Origin of the sequence: Variovorax sp. (genome assembly GCF_965279555.1) — a bacterium.
Lineage (GTDB): Bacteria > Pseudomonadota > Gammaproteobacteria > Burkholderiales > Burkholderiaceae_C > Variovorax.
In genome coordinates this window covers 4,864,274-4,888,480 of sequence record NZ_OZ257247.1, presented here as the reverse complement: position 1 = coordinate 4,888,480, position 24,207 = coordinate 4,864,274, and the positions used below count along the sequence as shown (strand labels likewise).

Here is a 24,207-nt window from a genome sequence, read left to right as displayed (position 1 = left end):
AAAACAAGAACGACCATGCAAACCGAACTCGCCCCCGAATTCCGTGGCACCGATGAAGGCCGCGAAGCCGAAGCCATCCTGCGCAAATGCGTGCACTGCGGCTTCTGTACGGCCACCTGCCCGACATACCAGTTGCTCGGCGACGAACTGGATGGCCCGCGTGGCCGCATCTACCTCATCAAGCAGGTGCTCGAAGGCAAGGCGCCGACGCGCAGCACGCAGTTGCATCTCGACCGCTGCCTTACCTGCCGCAACTGCGAGAGCACCTGCCCGAGCGGCGTGCAGTACGGCCACCTCGTCGACATCGGCCGCAGGATCGTCGACGAGAAAGTGCCGCGCCCCGCGGCTGAATCGGCGAAGCGCTGGCTGTTGAAGGAAGGCCTGCCGTCGCCGCTCTTCGGCCCCGCGATGAAGCTCGGCCAGGCGGTGCGCGGCCTGCTCCCCGATGCCCTGAAGGCCAAGGTGCCCGCGAAACAGGAGGCCGGCGCCTGGCCCGCCGCCACGCATGCGCGCAAGGTGCTGATGCTCGCTGGCTGCGTGCAGCCGTCGATGATGCCGAACATCAACAGCGCCACCGCGCGCGTGCTCGACGCGGCCGGCATCCAGGCGGTGATCGCGCCCGAGGCCGGCTGCTGTGGCGCGGTGAAGTTCCATCTGAACGACCAGGATGGCGGCAAGGCGCAGATGCGCGCCAACATCGACGCCTGGTGGCCTTTCGTGGAGCGCAACGAGGTCGAGGCCATCGTCATGAACGCATCGGGCTGCGGCGTCACCGTGCGCGAGTACGGCCACATCCTGCGGCACGACGCGGCCTACGCGCTGAAGGCCGCTCGCATCAGCGAACTCACGCGCGACCTGAGCGAACTGCTGCCCGACCTCGTGCCCTTGCTAAAGGCCCGCGTGAAGGCACCTGCGGGCGTGGTGGCCTATCACCCGCCTTGCACGCTGCAGCACGGCCAGAAGCTGCGCGGCGGCGTCGAGACGCAGCTGCGCGCGCTGGGCTTCGACATGCGCGTGGCCATGAACGAATCGCACCTGTGCTGCGGCTCGGCCGGTACCTATTCGGTGCTGCAGCCCGAGCTGGCCTATCCGCTGCGCGACCGCAAGCTCGGGCACCTGAAACAGCTGCAGCCGAGCGTCATCGCCTCGGCCAACATCGGCTGCATCACGCACCTGCAAAGCGGCAGCGGCGACACCCCGGTGCGGCACTGGATCGAGCTGCTGGACGCCGCGTTGGACGCGGCCTGATCGCACAGCAGGGGAGGGCGCGGTCCGACTCGCGCGAAAGCGGTCGGCGGCGCATCATGACGGCACCGAATTCGCAAGGAGCCAGTGCCATGTCCCATGTTTCCGTCCCCCTCGTTTCATCCAGGCTGCTGCGGCGCATGCTGCTCGCAGGCATCTGCGCGGCCGGCGCCGTGGCGGCGCAGGCACAGGGCGCCATGCCGGCGTGGCAGGGCGCGGGCTCGGCGCGCTATGTGTGCGGCGGCATCGGCTCGGACGAATCGCAAGCCATGCGCGCCGCCATGAAGGAGCATCCGCTGGCGCTGCTGTTCGCACGCGCCGACGGCGCCTACCTGGCGAATGTGGAAGTCACGATCAAGGGCGGCGACGCCAACAACGCCGCGGCGCTGGCGTTCCGCGCCAACGGCCCGGTCTGCCTGGTCGACGTGCCCGCCGGGCGCTATGTCATCGATGCTTCCACGGCCGGTGGCGCCGCGAAGTCCCAGACAGTGACGGTGGGTGGCGGCTCCAAGACCGCCGACTTCCGCTTCTGACGGCTTGCGGCCGGCTCAGCCCGCCGCCGCCAATGCTGCTTCCACGTCGCGCGTGAGCGAAGCCGGCGTGTCGAGCGGCGCATAGCGCTTGAGCACCGTTCCGTCGCGCCCGACCAGGAACTTGGTGAAGTTCCACTTGATGGCGGTGCTGCCCAGCAGGCCCGGCTTTTCCTTGGTGAGCCACTGGTACAGCGGGGCGGCATTGCTGCCGTTGACGTCGATCTTCTCCATCATCGGAAAGCTCACGCCGTAGTTCCTGGTGCAGAAGGCGCCGATTTCCTCGTTGCTGCCCGGGTCCTGCGAGCCGAACTGGTTCGACGGAAAACCCAGCACCGTGAGCCCCTGGTCCGCGTACTTCTCGTGCAGCGCCTCGAGGCCGGCGAACTGCGGCGTGAAGCCGCATTTGCTGGCCGTGTTCACGATCAGCAGCACCTTGCCCCTGTAGGCAGAGAGCTTCACCGGCTTGCCGTCGATCTGGTTGGCCTCGAAGTCGTAGATGCTGGTCATGCGGTTTTTCCTCAGGTGGGAGCGGGAGCGCGATCATCGCGCGGCACAGGCGTTCGTGCAAACGCCGACCAGAGAGCGCCCAGCACGATCAGCGCGCCGCCCGTCAGGATGCGCGAGTCCAGCGTGGCCGCGCCGAGCGCCACCGACGAGACGCTCGCGAACAGCACTTCCGACAGCATGATCACGGAGGTCGCGCTGGCAGCCAGCCTCGACGCGCCATATTGCAGGCACACGTTGGCGACGATGAAGCCCGTGCCCAGCAGTGCGGCCCAGCCGAGCCAGCCGGGCGACGCCAGCATCGGCGAATCGATGGCGCCGAAGGCCGTGCCCGCCAGCGCGGCGACGCCTGCCACCGCGGAGCAGCCGCAGAACATGGCAAGCGCGCGCGATTCGCCCGGTGCCGCGCGCAGGCGGCGCAGCACGATGTTGGTCACCGCGAAGCTGAAGCCGGCGCCCACGCCCAGCCAGTCGGGCAGGCTCGACGGCACCGGCCAGTCGGTGCCCGGCGCCTTCAGCACAACGACCACGCCGGTGAGCGCCAGCGCCACTCGCGCAAGCGCGCCGCCCGTGGGCCGTTCGCCCAGCAGCAGCCAGCCCAGCAGCACGCTCCACAGCGGCATCAGATAGAACAGCAGCACCACGCGCACCACGTCGCCCTGAGTCACCGCCCAGTTGAAGCCCACGTTGGTGAGCCCGGCCGCCAGCCCCAGCAGCACCAGCCCCGGAAAAGCCGCGAAGCCCCGCCAGGCGTGGCGTCGCACGAGGCCCATCACGACCGCGATCGCCAGGTAGATCAGGCAGGTGGTCCACAGCGGATGCAGCCCATGGCCGGCCATCTGGCGGAACGGAAACCAGGCAACGCCCCAGACGAAGGCGTTGAACATCAGGGCTATGGCTGGCATGACGGCGCGTATTTTTCAGGAACACTGCGGAACCGGCTTTGCCGGGCCGCCGGTGTCGCCCCCGGCGAGGGGGGAGGCGAAGCGACACGAAGTGCGCGCAGCCTGGGGGAGTTCAATGATGCTTGTCGCTGCGGGCGATGGCCAGCAGGTGTTCGACTTCTTCCGGGTACTTCTTCAGGTTGTTCTCGTGCCAGCGCTTGATGATCCACATGCAGCCGGCCACCACGAGGCCGAATGCGCTGATCGCGCCGTAGGCCGACAGGCCCAGGCCGGTGCACACGCTGTAGAAGGCGCCCAGCAGCAGGATGCAGGCCTGTTCGTTGAAGTTCTGTACCGCGATGGAGCGGCCCGCGCCCATCAGGTTGTGGCCGCGGTGCTGCAGCAGCGCGTTCATCGGCACCACCAGGAAGCCGCCGAGGCCGCCCAGCATGATGAGGAACGGCACCGCCAGCCAGACGTTGCCGATGAAGTTCATGGCGATCACCATCAGCCCCATCGCGATGCCCATGGGGATCACGCGGGTGGCCATGTCGAGCCGCATGCGCATGGACGCCACGATCGCGCCCACGGCCGTGCCGATGGTCACCACGCCGGTCAGCGCCGAGGCCTGGGTGGTGTTGTAGTCCAGCGCCAGCGCGGCCCAGGCCAGCACGATGTATTTGAGGTTGCCGCCCGCGCCCCAGAAGAGCGTGGTGGTGGCCAGCGAGATCTGGCCGAGGCGGTCGCGCCAGAGGCGGGCGTTGCAGTGCCAGAAGTCGGGCAGCAGCGCCGCGATGTTGCGCGCCAGGCCGTGCTCGGGGTTGGAGCGCAGCGGGCGCATCTCGACGCCGGTGTGCGGAATGCGCGTGTTGAACCAGGCGGCCAGCGCGTAGACGAAGATCAGTACGCTGATCGCGGCCTCGGCCGGCGAGTTGACGCCGGTGTCGATGAACGGAAAGTCGAACGCCAGCAGCTTGCTGGACACCGCGTGGCCCACCAGCGTGCCGCCGAGCACGATGCCCAGCAGGATCGAGGCGATGGTCAGGCCCTCGATCCAGCCGTTGGCCTTGACCAGCTGGGATGCCGGCAGCAGCTCGGTCAGGATGCCGTACTTGGCCGGCGAATACGCCGCCGCGCCCAGCCCGACGATGGAGTAGGACAGCAGCGGGTGCGAGCCGAACAGCATCATCAGGCAGCCGAGCACCTTGATCGCGTTGCTGATGAACATGACCTTGCCCTTGGGCAAGGCGTCGGCGAAGGCGCCCACCAGCGGGGCGAGCACCACGTAGAAGACGGCGAAGATCGGTACCAGGGCGGCGCGCTGCCATTCGGGTGCGCCCGAAGTTCGCATCAGGTCGACCGCAACAACGAAGAGCGCTTGGTCGGCCAGCGACGAAAAGAACTGGGCCGACATGATCGTGTAGAAACCGCGCTTCATCGATGGGCTGGCTGGCCAGAGGGTCTGCTGGCGGTAGTGAAAAAGTGTCGCGTCCGAGGCGAATGGGCGGTTATAGCACGGGGGTGCGACGCGCAATTGCGCATCCCCACGGTGTTCGACCCCATTCCCGAAGGTGCTAAAACGTGGTCTGCATTTTCTCCGACTTGCCAGAGACCCCATGCCGCGCCCCATTCTCGCCACCGTCCACACCGACGCGCTGCGTCACAACCTCGAGCGCGCTCGCCGCTCGGCCCTCGAAGCCCGGGTATGGGCCGTCGTCAAGGCCAATGCCTATGGCCACGGCATAGAGCGGGTCTACGAAGGCCTGCGCGGGGCCGACGGCTTCGCGATGCTCGACCTGGCCGAGGCCGAACGCGTGCGCGCGCTCGGCTGGCGCGGCCCGGTCCTGCTGCTCGAAGGCGTGTTCGACGCGCGCGACCTCGAGCTGTGCTCGCGCCTGGACCTTTGGCACGCGGTGCACTGCGACGAGCAGATCGACATGCTCGCCGCGCACAAGACCCTGAAGCCGCAGCGCGTGTTCCTGAAGATGAATTCGGGCATGAACCGCCTGGGCTTCACGCCCGAGCGCTTCGGCTCCGCCTGGACCCGCCTCAACGCGCTGACCCAGGTCGACGAGATTTCGCTCATGACGCACTTCAGCGACGCCGACGGCCCGCGCGGCATCGCCCACCAGCTCGAGGTGTTCGAGCATTTCACGCGCGACCTGCCGGGCGAGCGCTCCGTCGCCAACAGCGCGGCCACGCTGCGCCACGCCAGGCTGACGCGCGGCGACTGGGTGCGCCCCGGCATCGTGCTGTACGGCAGCGCTCCCGACTACCCCGAACACGACGCCGCGCACTGGCAGCTGCAGCCCACCATGACGCTGTCGACCCAGCTCATCGGGGTTCAGACGCTGAAGGCCGGCGACACCATCGGCTACGGCTCCAGCTTCACGGCCGAGGGCCCGCTCACCATCGGCGTGGCGGCGGTCGGCTATGCCGACGGCTATCCGCGCCACTGCACCACCGGCACGCCGGTGCTGGTGAACGGCGTGCGCACCCGCATGGTCGGGCGCGTGAGCATGGACATGATCACCGTCGACCTCACGCCGGTGCCCGACGCCAGGTTCGGCAGCGAGGTCACGCTGTGGGGCAACTCGGCGAAGACCGGCGCGGTGCTGCCCATCGACGAAGTCGCGCGGGCCGCCGGCACCGTCGGCTACGAGCTGATGTGCGCCGTGGCCCAGCGCGTGCCCTTCGCCCCCGCCACCGAAGGCGAATGAAGGTTCTTTCCAACTGGCGCTCCGTGCGCCTTTGGGAAACGCAGGTCGAACGCGACCTGCATCGCAACTACAGCCTGCGCACGCACGGCATCCTGATCGGCAGCTTCACGCTGCTGCTCATGTGGTGCGTGTCGGCGCTGCAGATGCACCTGCTGCACGTCGATTCGCTGGCGGTGCGCTACTTCCTCACGCTGGGCGTGGGATACCTGGGCTACCTGCTGGTGCTGCGCTGGTGGGCGAAGCGGCTGGTCGAGGGCCGGGAGCTGGATGTCGACCTCGATGCGCCCGATGTCGACTTCGGCGGCGGACGCGGCGGCAGCAGTTCGCACAGCCACGTGAACCTGGGGGATGGAGGAGGCGGCGGAAGCGACGGCGGCCTATCCGACATGGCCGGCGGCGCGCTCGAAGTCGCGGGCAGTGCCGACGAGGGCGCGATCATCGTCGTGCCGATCGTCGCGGTCTTCCTGATCTGCGTGGCCGTGGTGCTCGGCGCGGGGTCGCTGGTGCTGCTGTACTTCAGCTGGGACGCGCTGCTGGCCGTGGCGATCGAGATCGCGTTCTCTTACGTGTCGGCCCGCGCCGCGGTGCGCGTGGCGCGCGAAGGCTGGCTCATGGCCGCCGTGCGGCTCACCTGGAAGCCGCTGCTGGGCTCGGTGATCTGCGCCGTCGCGCTCGGCGCGCTGCTCGATCACTTCATGCCGCAGGTCAACTCCTTGCCCGAGGCCGTGCGCGTCCTGACGAAGACGCACTGAGCGCGCCGAGCAGGTGCTCGATCAGCACCCGGCACTTGGGCGCCATGAAGCGATCGGGCGGGTACAGGATGTATGCGTGCCCGCGATAGTTGCCCTGGAACTCCCAGTCGGCCAGCACGCGCACCATGCTGCCGTCGTCCAGCGCAGGCCTGGCGACGAACGCCGGCAGGCAGGCCACGCCCAGCCCCGCGAGCGCGCCGTCGAGCCGCACCTCGCTGTGGTTCGACACATAGCGCCCGCGCACCACCACCTCGGTCTCTTCGTCGCCCTGCCTGAAGCGCCAGTGGTTGTCGCGCTCGTGCTCGCCCAGCGACAGGCAGCTGTGCGCCGGCAAATCGAGCGGATGCGCGATGGCGCCGTGCCGAGCCAAATAGGCCGGTGTCGCGCACAGGATGTGCTCGACCGGCATCAGCCGGCGTGCCACCAGCCCCTCTGGCGGCTCGGTGGTCAGCCGCACCACCAGGTCCACGCCCTCGCGGATCGGGTCGACGTCGCGGTCGGCCACGATGAGCTGCACGTCGACCTCGGGGTAGCGCTCCAGGAAATCGAGGATGTGCGGATGCAGTACGCGCCGCGCAAAGGCCTTCGGCGCGCTGATGCGCACCAGCCCGGCCGGCTTCTTCGAGAAGCGCTGCGCGATGTCCATCGTGCCTTGCGCCGCCAGCACCAGTTCGCGGCAGCGCGCGAAGGCTTCGGCGCCGGGCTCGGTCAGCCGCAACTGGCGCGTGGTGCGCTGCAGCAGCTGCACGCCGATTTCCTTTTCGAGCCGCTTCACCTGCCGGCTCGCGGCCGAGGGCGTCATGCCCAGCAGATCGGCCGCCGCGGAGAAGCTGCCCAGCTCGGCGACCCGCAGGAAGGTCACCATCTCCGGCAGCACTTTGAGAAATGAATTCGTTCCCACGACGCAAGGGTCCTGTTCCGGCCGATGGCTACCCGGCCCGTGTGATGCCCAGAACAATTCTTCCTTGTGTGTTGTTCATGGACGGCGGGCCGACAGTATGGATTCAAAGCAGGGGAATGGCGCGGCCGCGTGGGGCGGCCCGGGCGGCGGGAGGTGGGCGGGCATCGGCATTGCTGAAGTCATGCTGCTGCTCGTGGCCGCGGTGTGGGGCGGCAGCTATGCGGTGGCCAAGCAGGCGACGCAGCAGTTGCCGGTGCTGGAGTTCATCGCGCTGCGCTTCGGGCTGACCTTCGTCGTGCTGCTGCCCGCGTTGAGGCCGCTGTTCGATGCGCAGTGGCGGCAGGGCCTCGCGGTGGGTGGCCTGCTCGGTGCGAACCTGCTGGCGATCTTCGTATGCGAGACCTTCGGCGTGTCGCTGACCAGCGCTAGCAACGCCGCCTTCCTCATCAGCCTGTGCGTGGCCATCACGCCCTTCGTCGAATGGTGGCTGCTGGGTCGGCGGCCGGCGCGGCGCGTGTTCTGGGCGGCTGGCCTGTCGGCGCTGGGCGCGGCGATGCTGTCGGCCACTTCGCCCGCAGACCTGTCGCTCGGCTGGGGCGACGGGCTCATGGTGGCTGCGGCCTTCCTGCGCGCCGTGATGGTGTGCCTGACGCGGCGGCTGGCCGGCCGCCACGCGCTGCCGGCGCTGACGCTGACGGCAGTGCAGTCGGGCGTGATGGCGCTCGGCGCGGCGGCGATTGCGCTGGTTGCCTCGCCGCCCGACGGCACGTGGCACGTGCCGCCGGCCACCGCGTCTTTCTGGTGGGGCATGGCGTACCTGGTGCTGCTGTGCACCGTGTTCGCGTTCTTCGCGCAGAACCATGCGGCCTCGCGCTCCAGCCCGAGCCGGGTGTCGCTGCTGATGGGCAGCGAGCCGGTGTTCGGCGCGCTGATCGCGGTGTACGGGTTCGGCGAGCGCATCGGGCCCTGGGGATGGGCCGGGGGCTTGCTGATCGTGGCGGCGGCGTGGTGGGTGACGCTGCCCCGGCCGGATCGCCTTTGATTCAGGCGGCTTCTCTTTCTGGCCGCCAGGCCATGACGCCCTCCGTGCGCGCCCGCACTTCCGGCGTGGCGAGGCAGGTAGCTACGGCTTCGTAGCCCGCGCAGCCCGGGTACGGCGCGACGAGCGTCGGCGGGCTGTGGTTGGCGGGGCAGAGGATGATCGATTCGTCTTCGCCCACCGCGGCAAGGTCAAGGATCACGCAGGAGCGCGTGAGCATGAAGAGCGGCCTGCCCCCGGCGCCGCGCCGGCGCAGGTGCGCTACCAGCGCCTGCTGGGTCGCGTGGTCCAGCCCCTGTTCCACCAGGTCGACCACCAGCGCCGATGGTTCTTCTGCCGCCAGCCCGGCCAGCAGGGCGACCAGCGCATCGGAGGCCGTGGCGCCGTCTTCCGCCAGCCACGCCAGTGCTTCGGCGACCGCCGGCGCGAGCGCCGCGCCTGGGCTCGCTGTCCTGTCCAGCCCGAGGAACGCAGCGCCGGGAATGGTCTCGGCCAGGCGCAGTGCCAGCCGTGTCTTGCCGCTCCCCAACGGGCCGACGATGTAGTTCAGCGGCCGTATGTCGCGCAGCTCGAAGCGTTCGCCGCCCCAGGGCCACGGCAGTTCGAAGGCGATGCAAAGCCCCTCGGCCGGCTTCAGCAGGCGCGCCAGTTCGCCGGCACCCGGCGCCCGGCCACGGGCGAGGTCGGCACGCAGGCCGCGCACTTTCTCCACGGTGTCGCCGAGCTGGCGAACGCGCTCCTCGAGCAGCGCCTGGTGCGCCGCCAGCGCCGGCTCCAGCCCCTCGGCGTCGCCTTGCAGAACACGCGCCACCTGCGCAAGGCTCAGGCCGAGCGTGCGCAGCGCGGCGATCTCCGCGCCCCTGGCCATTTCGCCGGGTCCGTAGGAGCGCCAGCCGGCCTCGGTGCGGGCCGGCGTGAGCAGCCCGCGCTGCTCGTACAGGCGCAGCGCCTTGGCGGAAACGCCGAGCCGCCGGGCGGCCTCGGCAGGGTTCAGGAATCGGACGGCTGGAGAATTCACAAAATCACCTATTGGCTTGGAACGGACAGCGCCTTTATCAAGGCGGCCGCAGGGGCCGGGTCAAGCGATTTTGCGATGGGTGCGCTTCAGTACAGGCCGAGCTGCCGTGTCCTCAGGCGCGCCAGCCCCAGCAGCGCATCGGTGAACGGCGTGGCCACGCCGGTCAGTTCGCCCAGCTCGCGCACCACGGTCACCAGCGCATCGAGTTCCACCGAGCGGCCGGCTTCCACGTCCTGCAGCATCGAGGTCTTGAACGCGCCGAGCTTCATCGTGACGGCGTGCCGGTCTTCGGGGCTCTGCGTGATCTCGATGCCGATGCGCCGGCCGATTTCCTTGGCCTCCAGCATCACCGCCGAGATGAAGCCGCGCACGTAGTCGTCGCCCATGATCAGGTCGGTGGTGCAGCCCGTCAGTGCGCTGATCGGGTTCACCGTCATGTTGCCCCACAGCTTGAACCACACGTCCTTCTGGATCTGCGGCGACAGCGTGGTGTCGATGCCGGCGCTCTTGAGCAGATCGACCAGCTTCTGCACGCGCGGCGTGGCTTCGCCCGAAGGCTCGCCCACGATCAGCCCGTTGCCGAAGTGATGCCGCACCACGCCGGGACCGTCGAGCGAGCAGCTCGCGTGCACCACGCAGCCGATCACGTTGCGCGCCGGAATGGCCTTGGCAATGGCGCCTTCGGGGTCGACCGCCGCGAGCCGGTGGCCGGTGATCTCGCCGCCGAAGCCGCCTTCGAGGAACCACCACGGCACGCCGTTCATGGCCACCAGCACGATGGTGTCGGCGCCGATCAGCGGTCCGATGCGCTCGGCCACGCCGGCCAGCGCGGGTGCCTTCACGGCGATGACCACCAGGTCCTGCACGCCGAGTTCGGCCGGGTCGGCCACCGCGTTCACCGGCACGCGCGTGCGCACGTCGCCGCGCATCAGCGAGAGCCCGTCGCGCTGCAGCGCCTCGAGCGTGGCGCCGCGCGCCACCACGTTCAGCCGCTGGCCCGCCTGCGCCAGGCCGGCGCCGATCCAGCCGCCGATGGCACCGGCGCCGTAGATGCAAATCTTCATGGAAAAGCTCGCCTCAGTTTCTGTAGCTCGGGTCGATGCGGTCCACCTGCCGCACCAGTGCATTGAACACGTCCTGCCCGGCGCCATGCTCGGGGCTGAACTGCAGCGCGTCGCGCGTACAGCGCTGGGCGATCTCCTCGCTCACGGGGATCGCCGCGCCCATCGAGAAAGTGGCCATCTGGATCTCGCAGGCGCGCTGCAGCGTCCACAAGATCGCGAAGGTCTGCGGCAGCGTCTGTCCCCAGGCCAGCAGGCCGTGGTTGCGCAGGATCACCGCGTTGCGGTTGCCGATGCTCTTGAGCAGGCGCGGGCCTTCGTCGGCATGGATGGTGATGCCCTCGAAGTCGTGATACGCCACCATGCCGTGCAGCTGGGCGGTATAGAAGTTGGTCTGCTGCAGCCCGCCCTGCAGGCAGGCCACCGCCACGCCGGCCGTGGTGTGCGTGTGCATCACGCAGTGCGCGCCGGGCAGGCCGTCGTGGATGGCCGCATGCACCACGAAGCCGGCCGGGTTCACCGGATACGACGACCCATCGAGCACCTTGCCCTGCAGGTCGATCTTCACCAGGTTGCTGGCCGTGACCTCGCTGTAGTGCAGCCCGAAAGGGTTGATGAGGAACTGCTTCTCGCCGCCCGTCACGCTGTCGGGCAGCCGCACCGTGATGTGGTTGTAGATCATCTCGACCCAGCCCAGCATCGCGAACACGCGATAGCAGGCCGCGAGCTCCTCGCGCGCGGCGCGCTCGTCGGGGTGGATCGAGGGATGGACCAGCGCCGAGGCGGTCGGGGTGGCGAGAGTGTTCATGGCAGTTCCTTCATGTGTTTCAACCTTCCGCTGTAAAGCCGACGTCCTTCACGATCGGGCCCCACTTGGCGGTGTCCTTCTTCAACAGTTCCGTCAGCTCGGCGGGCGTGGAAGACATCGCTTCCAGGCCGAAGGTGCCGAGGCCGTCGATCACGTCCTTCTGCGCGAGCGCGTTCTTCATCGCGGTGTTCAGCTTCGCCACCAGCTCGGGCGAGGCCTTGGCCGGCAGGAAGAAGGCGAACCACTCGCTGTGCGCCATGTCCTTCAGGCCCTGTTCGCCGAAGGTGGGCACGTCGGGCACGAAGCGGCTGCGCTTGGCGCCCGACACGCCCAGGATGCGCACCTTGCCCGTGGGCAGGTGCTGCGTGATGTCGCCGATGGGCCCCGACACCGCGGAGATGTTGCTGCCCAGCAGGTCGAGCATGGCCGGCTGCGTGCCGCGGTAGGCCGCGTGCTTGAGCTCGACGCCGCCCTTCTTGCCCAGCAGCGCGCCAATGAAGTGCGGCGTGGAGCCGGACGCCGGCGAGCCGTAGTTGGCGCCGGCCGGGTTGGCCTTGGCCCAGGCCAGGAATTCGGGCACGGTCTTCACGCTGGCCGGCACGGCCGGGCCCACGGCAAAGCCGAAGTCGAACACGCAGGCAAGGCTCACCGGCGTGATGTCGGTCACCGGGTCGTACGGCAGCTTCTTGTAGATGTGCGGGTAGATCGTGAGGATCGAGGTCGGCGTCTGCAGGATGGTGCTGCCGTCGGCCGGGCGGCCCTTCACGTAGCCCACTGCGATCTGGCCGCCCGCGCCGGTGCGGTTCTCGACCACGGCGGTTTTCGCGTATTCGGGGCTGAGCTTGGTCGCCAGGCGCCGGCAGGTGGTGTCCGACGTGCCGCCGGCCGCGAAGCCGGTGACGATGGTCGCGGTCTCGATGTGCGTCGCCGCCTGCGCGAAGACGTTCTGGCCAAGGCTGGCCATCAAGGCGGATGCACTGGAGGTCTGCAGGATCTGGCGGCGCGTGAAGCTCATGTGTCTCTCTCCGGACGTTGGTTATGGAGGGTCGATCAAGACTCGTCGCGCAGCCAGGTGACCGCGCCCGAGTGGGTCACGGCGCCCTGGTGGGCAGGGCGCACGGTGAGCGCGTATTTTTCCAGCACGCCGCCTCGGGCGACCCCCGCGTTTACCTCACGTCCGGCGAGCCGCGCGGCGATTTCCTCCGCGCTCAGTTCGACCGAAATCGAGCGGGCCTCGGCCCGCGCGTCGATGGCGATCACGTCGCCGTCGCGCAGCGCCGCGATCGGGCCGCCGTCCGCCGCTTCAGGCCCCGCATAGCCGATGCACAGCCCGCGCGTGGCGCCCGAGAAGCGCCCGTCGGTCAGCAGCGCCACCTTGTCGCCCATGCCCTGGCCATAGAGCAGGGCGGTGATGCCCAGCATCTCGCGCATGCCGGGGCTGCCCTTGGGGCCTTCGTTGCGGATCACGATCACGTCGCCGGCCTCGTACAGTCGGTTCTGCACGGCGGTCTGGGCTTCTTCTTCGGAGTTGAAGACGCGTGCCGGCCCGCGGAAAACCAGGCCCTTCAGGCCCGCCGTCTTGAGTAGCGCGCCGTCGGGACACAGGTTGCCCTTGAGCACCGCCAGCCCGCCGTCGCGCGTGATCGGGTTGCCGGCCTCGCGCACCACGCGGCCATCGGGCGCCAGGGCGCCGGCCAGTTCCTCGGCCATCGTGCGGCCGGTGAAGGTGAGCACGTCGCCGTGCAGGAAGCCCTGTTCCAGCAGCGTGCGCAGGATGACGCCCGCGCCGCCGATGTAGAACACGTCGCGCGCCAGGTACTGGCCGCCCGGGCGCAGGTCGGCGATGAGCGGCGTGCGGGCGAAGATCTCGGCCACGTCGTCGAGGTGGAACTTGATGCCTGCCTCATGCGCGATCGCCGGCAGGTGCAGCGCGGCATTGGTCGAGCCGCCCGTGGCCGACACCACCGCGCAGGCGTTTTCCAGCGCCTTGCGCGTGACGATGTCGCGCGGCAGCGGGCTGTCGCCCATCACCGCCTTCATGAGGTTCTTCGCGGCGCGGCGCATCAGCGGCGCTCGCTCGCTGAACACCGCAGGCACCATGCTGGAACCGATCGGCGCCAGGCCCAGCGCCTCCGACACCATGCCCATGGTGTTGGCCGTGAACTGCCCTGCGCACGCACCGGCCGTGGGCAGGCAGGCGCGGCTCATGGCGTCGAGTTCGTCGTGCGTGGCGGTGCCGGCCAGCACCTTGCCGATGGTCTCGTAGGTGTCGACGACGTTCAGGTCGCGGCCCCGTACTTCCGGATGTGGTCCCGGCATCTGCCCCGGCAGCGCGGAGCCGCCGTGCACGAACACGCTCGGCACGTTGCATCGGACCATGCCCATCATCAGGCCGGGCAGGTTCTTGTCGCAGGCGCCGATGGCGAAGATGCCGTCCCACTGGTGGCCGCGCGTGGAGGCTTCCACGCTGTCGGCGATCAGCTCGCGCGAGACCAGCGAGAAGCGCATGCCCGAATGCGCCATCGTCAGCCCGTCGCTGATCGACACCACCGGGCATTCGTGCGGCGTGCCGCCTCCCGCGTAGATGCCGGTCTTGGCATGCTGCGCCTGCTCGCGCAGGTTCAGGTTGCACGGGCTCATCTCGCCGCCGGTGTGGAACACGCCGATGTGCGGACGCGCGATGTCCTCGTCGTCCTGGCCCAGCGCATGCAGGAAGCTGCGCGTGGTCGCGCGGATCGTGCCCTCGCGGATGGTGGCGGAGCGAAAGCGCTTGGTCGGGTCGGTGGGCGTGGTCATTCGGCTGGCGTGGGCTGGCTGGGTTGTCGGCGGTGTGTCGTCAGAACATGCCGTTCTTGTTGGCGGCGGTCTCTGGCACGGGCTGCACCACGTCCCAGTGCTCGACGATCTTGCCGTTCTCCAGCTTGAAGATGTCGACGATGGCGCTGCCGCGCGTGCCCGGCTCACGCACCGCGTTCACATGCAGGATCACGTAGTCGCCGTCGACGAAGCTGCGCTTGATGTCGCTGTGCGACTTCGGAAACTTCTCGCGCAGGAAGGCGACGAACTTGCGGAACCCCTCGGGGCCGTCGGCCGCAGTGGGGTTGTGCTGCACATAGCGGTTGCCCACGTACTGCAGGGCCGCGTCGGCGTCTTTCTGGTTCAGGCCCTTCTCGTAGAAGGCGAGCACGGCCTGGCGGTTGGCTTCCTGTTGGGCGGTAGGGCCCTGCTTGCCGGCGCCCATCGGTGCGCAGGCGGCGAGGAACAGGGTGGTTGCCGCGGCCACGGCCGCCAAAGTCATGCGTTGCATCAAGGGTGCTCCTGTGTGTGAAGGAAATCAGTAGCCGTTGGGCGAGGCCGCGCCGGGTGCGGCCTTGTACCTGGCCAGCAGCTGCTTCGCCGCCGCCGCCAGCACGATGGTGTCCACGCCCACCGCCACGAACAGCGCGCCGGCCGCGAGCCATTTTCGCGCCTGCTCCTCGGTTGTCGACAGGATGCCCGGCGCCTTGCCGGCCTTGAGGATGCGCGCGATGGCGTCGGCAATAACGGCCTGCACTTCCGGATGGTTGGGCTGGCCCACGAAGCCCATCGAGGCCGACAGGTCGGCCGGTCCGATGAACACGCCGTCCACGCCCGGAGTGGCCGCGATGGCGTCGAGGTTCTTCATCGCCTCCACCGTCTCGGCCTGCACCAGCAGGCAGGTCTGCGCGTTGGCCTCGTGCAGGTAGTTGGGGTAGGCCTGCCAGCGCGAGGCGCGTGCCAGCGCGCTGCCCATGCCGCGGATGCCTTCGGGCGGATAGCGCATGCCCTGCACCAGCCGCGCCGCCTGCCCGGCCGTGTCGACCATCGGCACCAGCAGCGTCTGCGCGCCGATGTCGAGGTACTGCTTGATCAGCGTGGTGTCGCCGACCGGAATGCGCACGATGGGGTGCGAGCGCTCCGCCTCCGGCTGCGCCGACCATGCGCTGGAGATGCCCTGCAGTTGGGCGAGCACCGAGCGCACGTCGTTGGGCGCGTGCTCGCCGTCGACCAGCAGCCAGTCGTAGCCGGTGCCGGCCAGGATCTCGGCCGCATAGCCGTCGGCCAGGCCGACCCACAGGCCGATCTGGGGCTTGCCGGCCTGCAGGGCCTGCTTGAAGGTGTTGGTGGGTGTTTGCATGAAGATGGCTTTCAGACGAAGCGGAAGGCGATGGAGCCCAGGGGGCCGTAGTCGGCATGGAAGGTGTCGCCCGGCACGGCGTTGGTGGGACGCGTGAACGAGCCGCCCAGCACGACCTCGCCGGCTTCCAGGCACTCGTCCCACGGCGCGAGCTTGTTCGCGAGCCACGCCACGCCGGTGGCCGGGTGGTTCAGCACGGCGGCGGCCACGCCCGATTCCTCGATCACGCCGTTCTTGTAGAGCAGCGCGCTCACCCAGCGCAGGTCGACCGCGTCAGGCTTCACCGGCCGGCCGCCCATGACAATGCCGGCATTGGCCGCGTTGTCGGCGATGGTGTCGAACACCTTGCGCATGGCCTTGGTGTTGCGGTCGAACTGCTCGATGCGCGCGTCGATGATCTCGATGGCGGGCACCACGTAGTCGGTGGCCGCCAGCACGTCGAAGATGGTCACGTTCGGCCCCTGCAGCGTCTTGCCGAGGATGAAGGCCAGCTCCACCTCGATGCGCGGCGCGATGAAGCGCTTGAACGGGATGTCGCCGCCCTGCTCGAAGAACATGTCGTCCAGCAGCGTGCCGTAGTCGGGCTCGGTGATCTGGCTGGCCTGCTGCATGGCGCGCGAGGTCAGGCCGATCTTGTGGCCCTTGACGACACGGCCTTCGGCGATCTTGTTCTTCACCCACTCGCGCGAGATGGCGTAGCCGTCCTCGATGGTCATTTCGGGAAAGCGCTTGGAGAAATGCTCGACCTGCACGCGCGACTTCTCGCTTTCGTGCAGTTCGGCGGCCAGTTGGGCGATGGTGGCTTTGGACAGCATGTCGGCTCGCTTCTTATGACTTGTTGAACAGGGGATGCAGGTTGCTGTGCTTGCCGTCGTACACCTGCCCGGGGCTTTCGTCGATCTGCAGCGTGATGCCGATGTGCCGCTTGTCGAAGATGGGCGCGAAATGCGCGCGCACATCCGCCAGAAGCTCGTCGCCGGCCTTCTTCTTCACCGCCTCGGAGCGCCCCGCGGCCATGCGGATGTTGAGGTACACGAAGGCGTAGTCGGCCTTGCCGTCGGCCACCGCGCAGTGCGCGGCGGGGTAAGCCAGCACGCGCGTGCCGCCGATGGGAAACACCGGCTTGTCGGCCTCGTCGCGCTGCTTGAGCATGGTGTCGGCCAGCGTGCGGCACAGCGCCGACATGTCGGTCTCGGCCTCGATGTTGGGCGTGTACAGGATCACCAGGTGCGGCATGTCGTGGCTCCGTTCTTCTTCATGCCACCGACATCACGGCGGCCGTGCAGGTCACCGCGAAGATCGGGATGGCCTTCATGTGGAAGATCTCGCCCTTGCCGCGCGCGGCGGCGGCCACGCTCAGGAAGGTGCGGATCTCGAAGCCGCCCTGGCCCGCTTCGCGGTAGGTGGCCTCGTCGTTGTATTCGGTCTGCGAAAGCAGTGCCTCGCGGTCGTTGGCGCACCAGCGGCGCATGAACTCGGCGTCCCACTCGGCATTGACCTTGCCCGAATCGGGCGTGGCCGGCCAGTGCGAGATGCCGCCCGTGCCCACCAGCGCGATGCGTTCGGGCGCCTTGTCGCAGGCGCGGCGCAATGCCTCGCCGAAGGCCCAGGCGCGGTGCAGCGGCGTGAGCGGCGGGCCCTGGCAGTTGATGTTCACGGGGATGACCTTGGTGTCGAACTTCGGCGTGAGGAAGTTCAGCGGCACCATGATGCCGTGGTCGAACTTCCATTCTTCCGCGTAGGCCACGTCCACCGTCTGCATCACTTCGCGGATCAGGCGCTGCGAGAGGGCTGCGTCACCGGGCACCTTCGTCTTCTCGATGCCCAGCCACTTCGGGTCCTCGATCGGGCCTTCGTAGCTGTCGGCCATGCCGATGGCATAGGCCGGCATGTTGTTCATGAAGAAGTTCGCGAAGTGCTCTGCCGCGATGACGATCACCGCGTCGGGCTTCGTGGCGCGCATCGCCTCGCCGAAGCGGTGGAACTGCGCGTGGAACTCGTCCTTCACGGCAGGGTCGGCCAGATGGGCGCGGCCCGTGATGCCGGGGGCGTGGCTGCACACGCCTGCAAAAACCAGGCTCATCTCGATGCCCGCCCGGCCGCCCGAAGGGCATCGAGCGCCCCCTCGGGGGGCAGCGAACCACACGAAGTGGGGAGCGTGGGGGTCTTCATATTCCTGCCACCTTCTCGTCTGTGCCTGTTGTCATCGCGTAGATGCCGGCGCGCACCGGGCCGTACTTGCGCACGCCTTCGCGCATGGCCTCCAGGTAGCCGGCCCATGGAATGCCCAGCAGCGGCGCGAAGTGCATCAGCAACTGGCCGTTGCAGCCGAGCACGTAGAGCTTGCCGATGTCGCCGGCGTCGATGGCTTCGCGCTCCTCGCCGTCGAGGTCGTAGCCGGCGAGCAGCGCCGCGCGCGTGTCGCCGCCTTCGGCATAGCGCCGCTGCACCTCTTGCTCGCGGTTGAGCGCGAACAGGAATTTCTGCATCGCATAGAGGCTCATCGCTCAGCCCTCGATCTGGATGTTGGCCTTGCGGATCACGTCGCCGTACTTCGCGATCTCGCTCTGGATGAAGGCCGCAAAACGCTCCGGTGTGCCCGACAGCGACGCGATGCCGCCCTTGTGGAAGGCATCCGTCACCACCTGCCCCGCGAGCGCTCGGTTCACCTCGGCGTTCATGCGCTGCACGATGGCATCGGGCGTGCCGCCGGGCGCCAGCAGGCCATTCCATGAATTGGACTCGATGGCCACGCCCTGTTCCGCCAGTGTGGGTATGGCGGGCGCGTACTGCGAACGCTGCGCGGCCGCCATGCCCAGCGCGATGAGCTTGCCGTTCTGCACGTGGCTGCGGAACTCGGGCCAGTTGCCGAACATCATCGTCACCTGGCCGCCGAGCAGGTCGGTCAGCGCCGGGCCCTGGCCCTTGTAGGGCACGTGCACGATGTCCAGGCCCATCTGCTGCTTGAGCAGCTCGCCCGACAGGTGCGCCGATGTGCCGTTGCCGAAGGAGGCGAAGCTCAGCGTGCCCGGCTTGGCCTTGGCCGCGTTGCGCAGGTCGGCCAGCGTCTTCAGGCCGCTGTTCGGGTGGGTGGCGAGCACATGCTCCGACATGCCCATGAGCGCTACCGGGCGCAGGTCTTTCTGCGTGTCGTACGGCAGCTTGCGTATCAGCGTCTTGTTGGCCGTGAAGCTGTTGGCCACGCAGACGAAGGTGTAGCCGTCTGGCGCGGCCTTGGCTGCGGCATCGACGCCGATCACCGTGCCCGCGCCGGGCCTGTTGTCGACGATCACCGGCTGGCCGAGCGTCTTCGACAATTCCACGCCCACGAGCCGCGCGACGAAATCGGTGGTGCCGCCGGGCGTGAAGGGCACGATCACTCGGATCGGCTTGTTGGGCCATGCCGCCTGTGCGCGCGCCAGCGAGGGCAGGGCGGCGAGAGCGACCGCGCCTTGCAGCAGCGTGCGTCGTTGAGTGTTCACGCCACGCCCCAGTGCGGAATGTGGTGCGAGCCCAGCGACACCGCGATGTTCTTCGGCTCGCAGAACACCTCGTAGCTCCAGGTGCCGCCTTCGCGCCCCGTGCCCGAGGCCTTGGTGCCGCCGAAGGGCTGGCGCAGGTCTCGCACGTTCTGGCTGTTGACGAAGCACATGCCGGCTTCCACGGCGGCGGCCACGCGGTGCGCCTTGCCGATGTTCTCGGTCCACACGTAGCTGCTCAGGCCGTACTGGATGTCGTTGGCCAGGCGAATGGCATCGGCCTCGTCCTTGAACGGAATCAGGCAGGCGACCGGGCCGAAGATTTCGTCCTGCGCGATCTTCATGCGGTTGTCGACGTCGGCGAAAACGGTGGGCATCACGTAGTTGCCCTTCTTCACGCGGTCGGGCAGGTTGCCCGGCGCATCGAGGCCGCCGCACAGCAACGTGGCGCCTTCCTTCGGGCCGAGTTCGATGTAGCTGCGCACCTTGGCCAGGTGGGCCTGCGAGATCATCGGGCCGACGATGGTCTTCTCGTCCAGCGGGTCACCCACGGCGATGCGCCTGGCGCGCTCGGCGAACCTGGCCGCGAAGTCGGCATAGATCGACTGCTGCACCAGGATGCGCGAGCCGGCCGTGCAGCGCTCGCCGTTGTTGCTGAAGATCATGAACACGGCGGCGTCGAGCGCGCGGTCGAGGTCGGCGTCGTCGAAGATCACGAAGGGGCTCTTGCCGCCCAGCTCCATGCTGAACTTCTTCAGGCCCGCGCTCTTCACGATGCGGTTTCCCGTGGCGGTGGAGCCGGTGAACGAAATGGCGCGCACGTCGGGGTGGCCCACCAGCGGCTCGCCCGCTTCCTTGCCGTAGCCGTGCACCAGGTTCAGCACGCCGGGCGGAATGCCGGCTTCCAGCGCCAGTTCGCCCAGCCGCGCGGCCGTGAGCGGCGACAGCTCGCTCATCTTCAGCACGGCCGTGTTGCCGAAGGCCAGGCAGGGCGCGACCTTCCAGGTGGCCGTCATGAAGGGCACGTTCCACGGGCTGATGAGCGCGCACACGCCCACCGGGTGGAACAGCGTGTAGTTCAGGTGCGTGGGCGTGGGGTAGGTGTGGCCGTCGACGCGCGTGCACATCTCGGCGAAGTAATAGAAGTTGTCGGCCGCGCGCGGCACCAGCTGTTTGCCGGTCTGCGCGATCACCTGGCCGCAGTCGTTGGTTTCGGTCTGCGCGATCTCGGGCACGTTCTTCGCGATCAGGTCGCCGAGCTTGCGGATCAGCTTGGCCCGCTCGGGCGCGGGCATGCCGGCCCACTTGGGGAAGGCTTCCTTGGCGGCGGCCACGGCCGCGTTCACTTCGGCTTCGCCGCCCGAGGCGACTTCGGCCAGCACTTCCTGCGTGGCGGGGTTGACGGTCTCGAAGTAGTCGGTGCCGCCGACACTCTTGCCGTTGATCAGGTGGTCGACTCTCATGCTTTTCCTTGGATGGTCTCGATGGTGTTCATGAGCGCGCCGATGCGCTCGATCTCGGTGACGATGACGTCGCCCGGCTTGCAGTCGACCACGCCGTCGGGCGTGCCGGTGAGGATCAGGTCGCCCGGCGAGAGCGTCATGAAGCGGCTGAAGTACTCGATGAGGAAGGGCGCGTCGAAGATCATGTCGCGCGTGTTGCCCTGCTGCGTGACCGTGCCGTTGACGGTGGTGCGCAGCGCGAGCGCCATCGGGTCGGGCACGTCGGCCGCATCGACGAACCACGGGCCCAGCGGCGTGCAGGTGTCACGGTTCTTCACGCGCAGGTTGGGGCGGTACCAGTTCTCGAGGTAGTCGCGAATGGCGTAGTCGTTGGCCACGGTGTAGCCGCCGATGAAGTCGCAGGCGTCGTCGCGCTTCACGTTCCTGGCGGTCTTGCCGACCACGATGGCCAGCTCGCATTCGTAGTGCATGAACTGCACGTCGGCCGGGCGATGCGTGCGCTGGCGGTGGCCGATGAGCGCGCTCTGTCCCTTGACGAAAACCAGCGGTTCCTCGGGCGCCTTGAACTCGAGTTCCTTGGCGTGGTCGGCGTAGTTGAGGCCCAGCGCGAGGATGGTGCGCGGGCGCGCCGTGGGCGCGAGCGGCGGCAGCCAGGTGAGTTGTTCCTGCGGCACGATGCGGCCGTCTTCCAGGCGCACGGCGGCGTCTTGCTGGCCGTTCAGTTCGTAGGCGGTGCCGGTGTGTTCGCGGCCCTCGAAGATGACGCGTGCGTGCTTCATGCGGCTTCCTTCACCAGCGTGTTGCTCAGGGTCTCGAAGCCCGGCGCGGAAATGTCGATGCGGTCGCCGGCGCGCGCCAGCGGGCGGCCCGGGCCGCAGCCCAGCATCAGCACGTCGCCATGCGCGAGCGTCATGAAATCGCCGACGTCGGCCAGCAGCTGTCGAGCGGGGCGCACGAGTCGAGAGAAGTCGATCGACTGCTTCAGCTCGCCGTTGATGCGGACCTCGACGCGGAAGTTGGCGGGGTCTGCCACCTCTTGCGCATCGCGCAGCGCCGGGCCGATGCCGAGGAAGCCGTCGACGCACTTGAACTTCACCGGCGGCCGGAAGAAGCTGGCATGCGGAATCGATAGGTCGTTCATCAGCACGAAGCCTTCGACGTCCCCTTCGGCGCCGATCACCATGCCGATGCTGGCGCCGATCTCCACCTCGGGCACCGCTGCAGGCACGGTGATGGCGCTGCCGTGCGGGCTCCAGGTGTTGGCCGTCTTCACATAGAGCACGGGCGCCTTCGGCGGTGCCTTGTAGGGCGGCTGGGTCATCTGCGGCGCTAGCGCCTCGACTTCGGCGCGGAAGTTCAGCAGCGTGCCGTACACCGTGCCCGTGGGCAGGAAATGGGGAGTACTCATGGCGAGGGTTGCTCCAGTGCGATCAGTTCGTCGAGCAGCCCGTAGAGCTGCGTGAGCCTGGCCTTGCCGAGCGACTTTTCCATCCACTCGTAGTGCGCCTCGATGCTGGTCGACAGCCGCTTCACCAGCTTCATGCCGTGCGGTGTGGCTTCGACCACGGTGCGGCGCTGGTCGGCCGGGTCGCGGGCGCGGGTGATGAGGTTGTCTCGCTCCATGCGCGCGAGCACGCCGGTAAGGCTGGGGCCGAGGATGAAGGCCTCGCGCGCGACCCTGCCGGTGTCGACCGCGCCGTGTTCGCCCAGCACGCGCAGTACGCGCCATTGCTGGTCGGACAGGGCGTGCTCGCGCAGGCTGGGCCGGGTGTGTGCCATCACGGCTTCGCGGGCCTGCAGCAGCAGGCGCGGCAAATTGCGGTGCGTGAATGTCGTGCTCAAGGCTTGTCTCTTCCGAAATTACTTAACATGTTAAATGATTCGTCGGAGCTTTCCTAGTGGCTGGTTCCCCCCGATTCGAAAACCTAGGGTATGCACGGATGAGGCGTGCAGCCTGCGCGCCTGCCGCCGCTGTGCACCGCGGCGCTTCAGCGCGCGGCGGATGCTTCGCGGCGGCGCCGGTCGGCCCTGGGCAGGTCGGCCGCGGCTGCGACCATCGCCTCGCCGCGCGCGTGCAGGCGCTGCAGCATGTCGTCGAGCAGCGCCACCTCGTCGGCCTTCAGCGCGTCCAGCAGTTCTGCGTTGATTGACGAAACCAGCGGATAGAGCTGCGCGTGGAGCTTCCTGCCCGGTGCGGTGAGGCTGAGAAGCACGTGCCGCCGGTCGCCCGCGGGCTGCTCGCGCGAAACAAGCCCCTTGCCGACCAGCGAAGTCACCGCGCGCGACGTGCGCGCCCGGTCGAGCTGCGCTTGCTCTGCCAGTTGCGACGAGCCCAGCGCACCGTGGCCCGCGAGCGTGGCGATGAGCCGCCATTCGCGCCGCGTGATGCCGAAGCGCCCTTCGCACAGCCGGATCACCAGGCTGCCCGCCACCGAAAGCAGCCGGCTGGTGCGGTAGAGCAGCAGGTCGTCGAGCGTGCGCGGCGGTGCGTGCATAGGGTTTGTCCCGGCGATGATTGATTTGATGAATCAATTGTCGGCGCTCTACAGTGGCCGCGCCCATTGCAGCAGACTCAGAGCCGACGACAACGGAGACAAGACGGATGAGAGCAATCCCACAGCCCCTGTATCACCCGAGGCGCCGCAGCGTGCTCGCCACGCTCGGCGGCGTGGCCCTCGCGCCGCTTGCCACCGCGGCATGGGCGCAGCAGGCGCAACCGGCGATCGCGCCGGGAACCCCCATTCGCGTGCTGATAGGCGTGCCCGCCGGCGGCACGCAGGACGTGCTTACGCGGGCCATCGCGCAGGAAGTGCGCGACTCGCTCGGCCCGCTCATCGTCGACAACCGTTCCGGCGCCGCCGGGCGCATTGCGGTCGAAGCCGTGAAGACCGCGGCGCCCGATGGCCGCACGTTGCTCCTGGGCACGGCCAGCATGATGACCATGTTCCCGAGCGCCTACAGGAATCTGTCGTACGACCCGATCAAGGATTTCCAGCCTATCGTCAACGCGGCGCGCTTCGAGCTCGCGCTGGTGGTGCACAAGGACGTGCCGGCCAGCACGCTGTCCGAGTTCATCGCCTGGGCCAGGAAGCAGCCAGGCGGTGCGAGTTTCGCGTCGTACGGCGCGGGCACGCCTTCGCATTTCCTCGGCGAGATGCTCAACCGCGCTACCGGCCTGTCGATGGTGCACGTGCCATATCGCGGCTCCACGCCGGCACGCCAGGACGTGATGGGAGGCACCGTACCGGCCTACTTCGACACCGTGGGTGGTGCGCTGCAGATGTTGCCGAGCGGCCGCGTCAAGGTGATCGCCACCAGCGGCGAGAAGCGCTCGCCGCTGATGCCCGCCGTGCCTACTTTCGTGGAGGACGGCCTGAAGGACGTGGTCGCTACCGCATGGTTCGCCTACTACGCGCCGGTGAAGACGCCCAAGCCGGTGGTAGACCAGCTGCGCGCCGAATTCATGCGCGCCGTGAACTCGCGCGAGGTGCGCCAGCAATTGCTCCAGAACGGCATGTACCCGGTGGGCGACGGCCCCGAGACACTGCTGAAGACAATGCGCGAGGACACGGCGCGCTGGGCGGCGATCATGAAGGCGGTGAACTTCCAGGCGAACGACTGAGCATCGACTGTCCGGCCACCTA

27 protein-coding genes are annotated in these 24,207 nt (G+C 68.4%); 6 read left to right on the top strand and 21 right to left on the bottom strand.

Features of this window, described 5'->3' with window-relative positions:
* Window positions 1-15: 15 nt before the first annotated feature.
* Together glcF and ACQY8B_RS22880 are read left to right on the top strand one after the other, a co-directional pair.
* Window positions 16-1,248 carry a glycolate oxidase subunit GlcF gene (gene glcF, locus ACQY8B_RS22885; RefSeq protein ID WP_422088809.1) on the top strand — a complete coding sequence of 411 codons (1,233 nt, stop codon included), beginning with the start codon at window positions 16-18 and terminating at the stop codon, window positions 1,246-1,248.
* 89 nt (window positions 1,249-1,337) lie between these two features.
* Complete coding sequence (locus ACQY8B_RS22880) at window positions 1,338-1,778, top strand: carboxypeptidase regulatory-like domain-containing protein (protein WP_422088808.1); 441 nt, start codon at window positions 1,338-1,340, stop codon at window positions 1,776-1,778.
* Between the two features lie 15 nt (window positions 1,779-1,793).
* On the opposite strand, the gene ACQY8B_RS22875 is transcribed toward ACQY8B_RS22880, so the two are convergent.
* The 3 genes from ACQY8B_RS22875 to lplT form a co-directional block, all read right to left on the bottom strand.
* Window positions 1,794-2,285, bottom strand: a complete 492-nt coding sequence (locus tag ACQY8B_RS22875) for a glutathione peroxidase (RefSeq protein ID WP_422088807.1) — start codon at window positions 2,283-2,285, stop codon at window positions 1,794-1,796.
* A gap of 11 nt (window positions 2,286-2,296) precedes the next feature.
* Window positions 2,297-3,187 carry a DMT family transporter gene (locus tag ACQY8B_RS22870; RefSeq protein WP_422088806.1) on the bottom strand — a complete coding sequence of 297 codons (891 nt, stop codon included), beginning with the start codon at window positions 3,185-3,187 and terminating at the stop codon, window positions 2,297-2,299.
* A gap of 112 nt (window positions 3,188-3,299) precedes the next feature.
* On the bottom strand, window positions 3,300-4,604 hold the full coding sequence (gene lplT / locus ACQY8B_RS22865) for a lysophospholipid transporter LplT (protein WP_422088805.1): 1,305 nt from the start codon (window positions 4,602-4,604) through the stop codon (window positions 3,300-3,302).
* A gap of 178 nt (window positions 4,605-4,782) precedes the next feature.
* Between lplT and alr the strand changes: the two genes are divergently transcribed.
* Together alr and ACQY8B_RS22855 are read left to right on the top strand one after the other, a co-directional pair.
* Entirely contained in the window at window positions 4,783-5,886 is a 1,104-nt protein-coding gene (alr, locus tag ACQY8B_RS22860) for an alanine racemase (RefSeq protein ID WP_422088804.1), read from the top strand.
* Entirely contained in the window at window positions 5,883-6,638 is a 756-nt protein-coding gene (locus ACQY8B_RS22855; protein WP_422088803.1) for a hypothetical protein, read from the top strand. Before alr ends, ACQY8B_RS22855 begins: the two co-directional genes overlap by 4 nt.
* Here ACQY8B_RS22855 and ACQY8B_RS22850 read toward each other — a convergent pair.
* Window positions 6,592-7,539: a LysR family transcriptional regulator gene (locus ACQY8B_RS22850; protein WP_422088802.1), complete on the bottom strand. Its 948-nt coding sequence runs from the start codon at window positions 7,537-7,539 to the stop codon at window positions 6,592-6,594. The genes ACQY8B_RS22855 and ACQY8B_RS22850 overlap by 47 nt on opposite strands.
* Window positions 7,540-7,636: 97 nt before the next feature.
* Here ACQY8B_RS22850 and ACQY8B_RS22845 point away from each other — a divergent pair, with 97 nt between their 5' ends.
* Entirely contained in the window at window positions 7,637-8,581 is a 945-nt protein-coding gene (locus tag ACQY8B_RS22845; protein WP_422088801.1) for a DMT family transporter, read from the top strand.
* Between the two features lies 1 nt (window position 8,582).
* Here the strand turns inward: ACQY8B_RS22845 and ACQY8B_RS22840 are convergent, their stop codons facing one another.
* From ACQY8B_RS22840 to ACQY8B_RS22760, 17 genes are all read right to left on the bottom strand, one after another.
* Complete coding sequence (locus ACQY8B_RS22840) at window positions 8,583-9,596, bottom strand: MerR family transcriptional regulator (protein ID WP_422088800.1); 1,014 nt, start codon at window positions 9,594-9,596, stop codon at window positions 8,583-8,585.
* An 86-nt stretch (window positions 9,597-9,682) separates the two neighbouring features.
* Entirely contained in the window at window positions 9,683-10,660 is a 978-nt protein-coding gene (locus ACQY8B_RS22835) for a 2-dehydropantoate 2-reductase (protein WP_422088799.1), read from the bottom strand.
* A 13-nt stretch (window positions 10,661-10,673) separates the two neighbouring features.
* Entirely contained in the window at window positions 10,674-11,465 is a 792-nt protein-coding gene (locus ACQY8B_RS22830) for a class II aldolase/adducin family protein (RefSeq protein WP_422088798.1), read from the bottom strand.
* Between the two features lie 19 nt (window positions 11,466-11,484).
* Entirely contained in the window at window positions 11,485-12,480 is a 996-nt protein-coding gene (locus ACQY8B_RS22825; RefSeq protein ID WP_422088797.1) for a Bug family tripartite tricarboxylate transporter substrate binding protein, read from the bottom strand.
* A gap of 35 nt (window positions 12,481-12,515) precedes the next feature.
* Window positions 12,516-14,261 (bottom strand): dihydroxy-acid dehydratase, encoded by a 1,746-nt coding sequence (gene ilvD, locus ACQY8B_RS22820; protein WP_422088796.1) that lies wholly within the window; start codon window positions 14,259-14,261, stop codon window positions 12,516-12,518.
* Window positions 14,262-14,301: 40 nt separating this feature from the next.
* Window positions 14,302-14,772: a nuclear transport factor 2 family protein gene (locus ACQY8B_RS22815; protein ID WP_422088795.1), complete on the bottom strand. Its 471-nt coding sequence runs from the start codon at window positions 14,770-14,772 to the stop codon at window positions 14,302-14,304.
* Between the two features lie 27 nt (window positions 14,773-14,799).
* Window positions 14,800-15,621: a 4-hydroxy-2-oxoheptanedioate aldolase gene (hpaI, locus tag ACQY8B_RS22810; RefSeq protein WP_422088794.1), complete on the bottom strand. Its 822-nt coding sequence runs from the start codon at window positions 15,619-15,621 to the stop codon at window positions 14,800-14,802.
* Window positions 15,622-15,632: 11 nt separating this feature from the next.
* Window positions 15,633-16,436, bottom strand: coding sequence for a 2-oxo-hept-4-ene-1,7-dioate hydratase (gene hpaH / locus ACQY8B_RS22805; protein WP_422088793.1), 804 nt, complete (start codon window positions 16,434-16,436; stop codon window positions 15,633-15,635).
* A gap of 13 nt (window positions 16,437-16,449) precedes the next feature.
* A complete protein-coding gene (locus ACQY8B_RS22800) occupies window positions 16,450-16,857 on the bottom strand; it encodes a 5-carboxymethyl-2-hydroxymuconate Delta-isomerase (RefSeq protein ID WP_422088792.1) in 408 nt (135 codons plus the stop codon).
* A 19-nt stretch (window positions 16,858-16,876) separates the two neighbouring features.
* Complete coding sequence (locus ACQY8B_RS22795) at window positions 16,877-17,704, bottom strand: extradiol ring-cleavage dioxygenase (protein WP_422088791.1); 828 nt, start codon at window positions 17,702-17,704, stop codon at window positions 16,877-16,879.
* Window positions 17,705-17,789: 85 nt separating this feature from the next.
* The gene (locus ACQY8B_RS22790) at window positions 17,790-18,125 is read right to left on the bottom strand and encodes an aromatic ring-opening dioxygenase subunit LigA (RefSeq protein ID WP_422088790.1); all 336 of its coding nucleotides are present in this window, start codon (window positions 18,123-18,125) and stop codon (window positions 17,790-17,792) included.
* Window positions 18,126-18,128: 3 nt separating this feature from the next.
* A complete protein-coding gene (locus ACQY8B_RS22785; protein ID WP_422088789.1) occupies window positions 18,129-19,103 on the bottom strand; it encodes a Bug family tripartite tricarboxylate transporter substrate binding protein in 975 nt (324 codons plus the stop codon).
* Window positions 19,100-20,563: a 5-carboxymethyl-2-hydroxymuconate semialdehyde dehydrogenase gene (gene hpaE, locus ACQY8B_RS22780; protein ID WP_422088788.1), complete on the bottom strand. Its 1,464-nt coding sequence runs from the start codon at window positions 20,561-20,563 to the stop codon at window positions 19,100-19,102. The genes ACQY8B_RS22785 and hpaE overlap by 4 nt, the downstream gene beginning before the upstream one ends.
* Window positions 20,560-21,342, bottom strand: a complete 783-nt coding sequence (locus ACQY8B_RS22775; protein WP_422088787.1) for a fumarylacetoacetate hydrolase family protein — start codon at window positions 21,340-21,342, stop codon at window positions 20,560-20,562. The genes hpaE and ACQY8B_RS22775 overlap by 4 nt, the downstream gene beginning before the upstream one ends.
* Window positions 21,339-21,971, bottom strand: coding sequence for a fumarylacetoacetate hydrolase family protein (locus ACQY8B_RS22770; RefSeq protein ID WP_422088786.1), 633 nt, complete (start codon window positions 21,969-21,971; stop codon window positions 21,339-21,341). Before ACQY8B_RS22770 ends, ACQY8B_RS22775 begins: the two co-directional genes overlap by 4 nt.
* The gene (gene hpaR, locus ACQY8B_RS22765; RefSeq protein WP_422088785.1) at window positions 21,968-22,405 is read right to left on the bottom strand and encodes a homoprotocatechuate degradation operon regulator HpaR; all 438 of its coding nucleotides are present in this window, start codon (window positions 22,403-22,405) and stop codon (window positions 21,968-21,970) included. Before hpaR ends, ACQY8B_RS22770 begins: the two co-directional genes overlap by 4 nt.
* A gap of 146 nt (window positions 22,406-22,551) precedes the next feature.
* Complete coding sequence (locus ACQY8B_RS22760; RefSeq protein ID WP_422088784.1) at window positions 22,552-23,058, bottom strand: MarR family winged helix-turn-helix transcriptional regulator; 507 nt, start codon at window positions 23,056-23,058, stop codon at window positions 22,552-22,554.
* Between the two features lie 107 nt (window positions 23,059-23,165).
* Between ACQY8B_RS22760 and ACQY8B_RS22755 the strand changes: the two genes are divergently transcribed.
* Window positions 23,166-24,185, top strand: coding sequence for a Bug family tripartite tricarboxylate transporter substrate binding protein (locus ACQY8B_RS22755; RefSeq protein WP_422088783.1), 1,020 nt, complete (start codon window positions 23,166-23,168; stop codon window positions 24,183-24,185).
* Window positions 24,186-24,207: the final 22 nt, after the last annotated feature.

Excerpts from the sequence above, each read along its gene's own strand:
- glcF (WP_422088809.1), top strand. The coding sequence starts at position 16 with ATGCAAACCGAACTCGCCCCCGAATTCCGTGGCACCGATGAAGGCCGC.
- ACQY8B_RS22880 (WP_422088808.1), top strand. The coding sequence starts at position 1,338 with ATGTCCCATGTTTCCGTCCCCCTCGTTTCATCCAGGCTGCTGCGGCGC.
- ACQY8B_RS22875 (WP_422088807.1), bottom strand. The coding sequence starts at position 2,285 with ATGACCAGCATCTACGACTTCGAGGCCAACCAGATCGACGGCAAGCCG.
- ACQY8B_RS22870 (WP_422088806.1), bottom strand. The coding sequence starts at position 3,187 with ATGCCAGCCATAGCCCTGATGTTCAACGCCTTCGTCTGGGGCGTTGCC.
- lplT (WP_422088805.1), bottom strand. The coding sequence starts at position 4,604 with ATGAAGCGCGGTTTCTACACGATCATGTCGGCCCAGTTCTTTTCGTCG.
- alr (WP_422088804.1), top strand. The coding sequence starts at position 4,783 with ATGCCGCGCCCCATTCTCGCCACCGTCCACACCGACGCGCTGCGTCAC.
- ACQY8B_RS22855 (WP_422088803.1), top strand. The coding sequence starts at position 5,883 with ATGAAGGTTCTTTCCAACTGGCGCTCCGTGCGCCTTTGGGAAACGCAG.
- ACQY8B_RS22845 (WP_422088801.1), top strand. The coding sequence starts at position 7,637 with ATGGATTCAAAGCAGGGGAATGGCGCGGCCGCGTGGGGCGGCCCGGGC.
- ACQY8B_RS22835 (WP_422088799.1), bottom strand. The coding sequence starts at position 10,660 with ATGAAGATTTGCATCTACGGCGCCGGTGCCATCGGCGGCTGGATCGGC.
- ACQY8B_RS22830 (WP_422088798.1), bottom strand. The coding sequence starts at position 11,465 with ATGAACACTCTCGCCACCCCGACCGCCTCGGCGCTGGTCCATCCCTCG.
- ACQY8B_RS22825 (WP_422088797.1), bottom strand. The coding sequence starts at position 12,480 with ATGAGCTTCACGCGCCGCCAGATCCTGCAGACCTCCAGTGCATCCGCC.
- ilvD (WP_422088796.1), bottom strand. The coding sequence starts at position 14,261 with ATGACCACGCCCACCGACCCGACCAAGCGCTTTCGCTCCGCCACCATC.
- ACQY8B_RS22815 (WP_422088795.1), bottom strand. The coding sequence starts at position 14,772 with ATGCAACGCATGACTTTGGCGGCCGTGGCCGCGGCAACCACCCTGTTC.
- hpaI (WP_422088794.1), bottom strand. The coding sequence starts at position 15,621 with ATGCAAACACCCACCAACACCTTCAAGCAGGCCCTGCAGGCCGGCAAG.
- hpaH (WP_422088793.1), bottom strand. The coding sequence starts at position 16,436 with ATGCTGTCCAAAGCCACCATCGCCCAACTGGCCGCCGAACTGCACGAA.
- ACQY8B_RS22800 (WP_422088792.1), bottom strand. The coding sequence starts at position 16,857 with ATGCCGCACCTGGTGATCCTGTACACGCCCAACATCGAGGCCGAGACC.
- ACQY8B_RS22795 (WP_422088791.1), bottom strand. The coding sequence starts at position 17,704 with ATGAGCCTGGTTTTTGCAGGCGTGTGCAGCCACGCCCCCGGCATCACG.
- ACQY8B_RS22790 (WP_422088790.1), bottom strand. The coding sequence starts at position 18,125 with ATGAGCCTCTATGCGATGCAGAAATTCCTGTTCGCGCTCAACCGCGAG.
- hpaE (WP_422088788.1), bottom strand. The coding sequence starts at position 20,563 with ATGAGAGTCGACCACCTGATCAACGGCAAGAGTGTCGGCGGCACCGAC.
- ACQY8B_RS22775 (WP_422088787.1), bottom strand. The coding sequence starts at position 21,342 with ATGAAGCACGCACGCGTCATCTTCGAGGGCCGCGAACACACCGGCACC.
- ACQY8B_RS22770 (WP_422088786.1), bottom strand. The coding sequence starts at position 21,971 with ATGAGTACTCCCCATTTCCTGCCCACGGGCACGGTGTACGGCACGCTG.
- ACQY8B_RS22760 (WP_422088784.1), bottom strand. The coding sequence starts at position 23,058 with ATGCACGCACCGCCGCGCACGCTCGACGACCTGCTGCTCTACCGCACC.
- ACQY8B_RS22755 (WP_422088783.1), top strand. The coding sequence starts at position 23,166 with ATGAGAGCAATCCCACAGCCCCTGTATCACCCGAGGCGCCGCAGCGTG.